Genomic DNA, 4276 nt, shown 5'->3' with positions numbered 1-4276 from the left:
CTAGTTCTGGTATTGGCTTGCATTTATCAAAAGAATTTATTGAAATGCACAAAGGGAGTATTGAATTAAATTCAAAACATGGTACAGAATTTATAATTACACTTTATAAGGGTAATGTTCATTTAAATTCTGATGAAATAATTTATGAAACCGATATAATAGATAGTGAAATTTTAAACTTTAACACAGAATATGAAGATGATTCGTTTATTGGGCAACAGCCATTAAATGATGATGAAAATTATTCGATTCTAATTATTGAAGACAATCCTGATTTGATAAAATATTTAAAAGCAAAATTATCTTCAGAGTTCAGTGTTCATGTTTCTGATGGTAATGATGGAGTAGATAAAGCTTTAGAGCTTATTCCAGATATTATTTTGTGCGATGTTAGTTTACCTGGAAAAAGCGGTTTTGAAATTTGCGAAATTTTAAAAAAAGATTTAAGAACATCTCATATTCCAACTATTATTCTTACTGCTTTAAATAATAAAGAATCTTATATAAAAGGATTAGAATCTGGAGCCGATTTGTTTTTAACAAAACCGTTTAGTTTCGCTATTTTATCACAATCTATAAAAACCCTTATTTATAACAGAGAAAAACTTCGATATTATTTTATAAACAATGTTCATAATATAGATTCAACAAATAATTTTGGTTCTATTGAGCAAGAATTTATATTAAAAGTTAATAAAATAATTGATGAAAATATTGATAATTCCAAATTTTCGGTCGAAAATTTAGCAAGTAATCTAAACATATCTCGAATTCAACTTTATAGGAAAATGAAAGCGATTATGGGGGTAAATGTGAGTGACTATATTCAAAATATGCGACTAGAAAAAGCTAAGGGGTTGCTTCTAGAAACGTCGCTAACAATTTCTGAAATTGCCTACTCTGCTGGTTTTTCTTCTCCCAATTATTTCTCAACCAGTTTTAAAGCGAAATTTAAAAAATCGCCAAAAGAATTTAGAGAAGAGTAAATACAAACAATAAGCACTCCTTTTTAGTAAGCATTTTTATTAATTCTTGTCTAATTCTTTATATAATATCTATTTTTTAACTCTATTTTTTAGCATTAGTAATTATAAGCCTACGTTTTTATTAATTTGGTAATTTTTATTGCTTTTTAGGTGTAACAATTTTATACTAAAATGTAACCAAATTAAAACTTTAGTATTTCTACAAAAAATTAAATATAATTTAAATATCTTATAATCAACACATTATATTTTATTTAGTATCTACTTAACAATTTCATAATCAATTGATACAAATCTAAAATTCAGAAATACGCTTTCAATGTACATTGTGATCGATAAACTAAATACATCACCACATGAACAGAATGATATTTATATGGTCCATTACGGCAGCATTAGCTGGTTTCTTATTTGGATTTGATACCGTAGTTATATCTGGTGCTGAAAAAAAACTACAATTGATATGGGGTTCATCAGATATGTTTCATGGCATCGTTGTTATTGGAATGGCGCTTTGGGGAACAGTAGTTGGTGCTTTTTTCGGAAGTATACCTACCAACAAATTAGGGCGTAAAAACACCCTAATATGGATTGGTGTTTTATATACCATTTCAGCTATTGGTTCTGGATTAGCAAATGATCCGTGGACATTTGCCGTTTTTAGGTTTATTGGAGGTTTAGGAGTTGGAGCATCCACCATCGCTGCACCAGCTTATATATCGGAAATTGCACCAGCTAAAGATAGAGGTAAACTAGTAGGTCTTTACCAGTTCAATATTGTATTTGGTATTCTTATCGCCTTTTTATCAAATTACTTGTTAAATAATGTGGGTGAAAATGCTTGGCGTTGGATGATTGGAATTGAAGCATTTCCAGCTGTAATTTACACCGTATTCGCATTAACAATTCCCAAAAGCCCACGTTGGTTATTGACTAAATTTAGAAATAGTGAAGCTATTGCTGTACTTCAAAAAATAAATCCTGATCAAGATCCTGAAAAACTCATGTTAGATATTAAAGTTGAGATGCAAAATACAGTACCTAATGAAAATATCTTCCTCAAAAAATACAGATTTCCTCTAATTCTAGCTTTTTTGATTGCCTTTTTCAATCAACTATCAGGTATTAATGCCTTATTATATTATGCTCCAAGAATTTTTGAAGAAGCAGGTCTTGGTGAGAGTACTGCTTTATTAAGCAGTATAGGTATAGGCGTTACTAATATGCTTTTTACATTGTTAGGTATTATCCTAATAGATAGATTAGGAAGAAAACAATTAATGTATATATGTTCATTTGGTTATATAGTTTCATTGAGTTTAGTCTCTGCTGCTTTCTTTTTGAGTTGGGAAGGTAGTATAATACCCGTATTACTGTTCATGTTTATTGCTGCGCATGCGATAGGCCAAGGAACAGTGATATGGGTATTTATTTCAGAAATATTCCCAAATCATTTAAGAGGCTCGGGTCAATCGTTCGGCAGTTCTGTACATTGGATATTAGCTGCGGTGGTACCTTCTTTAGTTCCAATATTATTTTCAACAATTGGTGCAGGTATGGTGTTCTTGTTCTTTGCTATTATGATGGTCTTACAATTACTATTTGTAATTTTTATGATGCCAGAAACCAAAGGAGTGTCGTTAGAAGAATTGAGTAATAAACTAATTAAAGAACGAAATAAATAAGTGTATGGAAGGTGTTAATAATTCAAAGTTTATCATAATTATTTTGTTGTTATCATTATTTGTTAGTTGTAAAAATAAGGCGGAAGAAAGTCAAATTACGGAAAACAAATCAGATAAAACAACATACTCAGAAGAAGAACTTAGTAGACCTAAATTTCATTTTACTCCTAAGAAAGGCTGGATGAATGACCCAAATGGGATGTTTTACAAAGATGGGTATTATCATTTATATTTTCAGCACTATCCTGATGGAAACACCTGGGGACCTATGCACTGGGGACATGCTATAAGTACAGATATGGTAACATGGAAAGAAATGCCTATAGCGATATATCCAGATGAAAAGGGGTACATTTTTTCTGGTAGTGCAATTGTAGATGTTAATAATAGCTCAGGGTTTTCCAAAAATGGTATTGAGCCAATAATAGCTATGTTTACTTATCATGATATGGATGGTGAAAAAGCAGGAAAAACAAATTACCAATCTCAAGCCATTGCATATTCTTTAGATGAAGGACAAACATTTACTAAATATTCTGAAAATCCAGTAATTAAAAACCCAGGCATTAAAGATTTTAGAGATCCTAAAATGTTTTGGGATTCTATACATAATAAATGGCTAATGGTATTGGCTGCTGGCCAAAAAATTATGTTTTATAGCTCTTCAAATTTAAAAGATTGGAAATTAGAGTCTGATTTTGGGGATGGTATAGGAGGACATGGTGGTGTTTGGGAATGTCCAGATTTCTTTCCAATGGTAGTTCAAGGAACAGACGAAATTAAATGGGTGCTATTTGTTAGTATTAACCCAGGTGGGCCAAATGGAGGCAATGCCACTCAATACTTTGTAGGCGATTTTGACGGGAAGCAATTTAAAATAGACCCTTCTTTTGAGAATGACTTAAATAACACGGAGCATAAGTCTATTTGGATTGACTACGGAAGAGATAATTATGCAGGAGTAACCTGGGCTAATATCCCAGATACCAATGGTCGAAAATTATTTATGGGATGGATGTCTAATTGGGATTATGCCAATGTAGTACCAACTGAAACATGGAGAAGTGCTATGACAGTAGCAAGAACTGCGGAACTTCAAAAAATAGATGCTAGTTATAGGTTGTTATTTCAACCTGTAAAAGAACTATCTAATTATAGAAGCACCAAGTTTAAAAAAGAATCAATTACAATAAAAAGAGCTGAAAAAATTATTGATTCAAAAGCAATCGATTTATCAAGTACAGAAATCAATTTTAAAATTTCAGATGTAAAAAATAGTGGTTTCACTTTCAAACTCACCAATAAACAAGGAGATACCTTAGCTTTTGGATACAATAACAGTGATAAAAACTTTTTTGTAGATAGAAGAAAATCAGGAAAAACAGGGTTTTCAGAAAAATTTGCGGATCGAGTTTCTCTGGCTAAAAGAACGTCACTAAATCCTGATTTGGTTGGAACAATTATTCTTGATAAAACATCCATTGAACTCTTTTTTGATAATGGAGAAACCGTAATGACAGAAATATTTTTTCCGAACGCACCCTATGATAAACTAAGTATTGAACCTAAAGACCAAGAATTTATTCTTGGCAACATTGAAATTCA

General features: G+C 31.2%; 3 protein-coding genes. All 3 read left to right on the top strand.

Going from position 1 to position 4276, the window contains the following annotated elements:
- The coding region (locus AC1XJX_RS13510; protein ID WP_482004519.1) for a response regulator transcription factor at positions 1–986 on the top strand (986 nt) is incomplete at its 5' end.
- Between the two features lie 356 nt (positions 987–1342).
- Positions 1343–2671 (top strand): sugar porter family MFS transporter, encoded by a 1329-nt coding sequence (locus AC1XJX_RS13505; RefSeq protein WP_482004518.1) that lies wholly within the window; start codon positions 1343–1345, stop codon positions 2669–2671.
- A 4-nt stretch (positions 2672–2675) separates the two neighbouring features.
- Positions 2676–4276, top strand: a 1601-nt coding sequence (locus tag AC1XJX_RS13500) for a glycoside hydrolase family 32 protein (protein ID WP_482004517.1), incomplete at its 3' end; no start/stop codon positions are given.

It is taken from the genome of Flaviramulus sp. (assembly GCF_982512915.1).
Note: the sequence above shows the minus strand (reverse complement) of the source record. Positions and strands in the feature narration are given on the sequence as shown.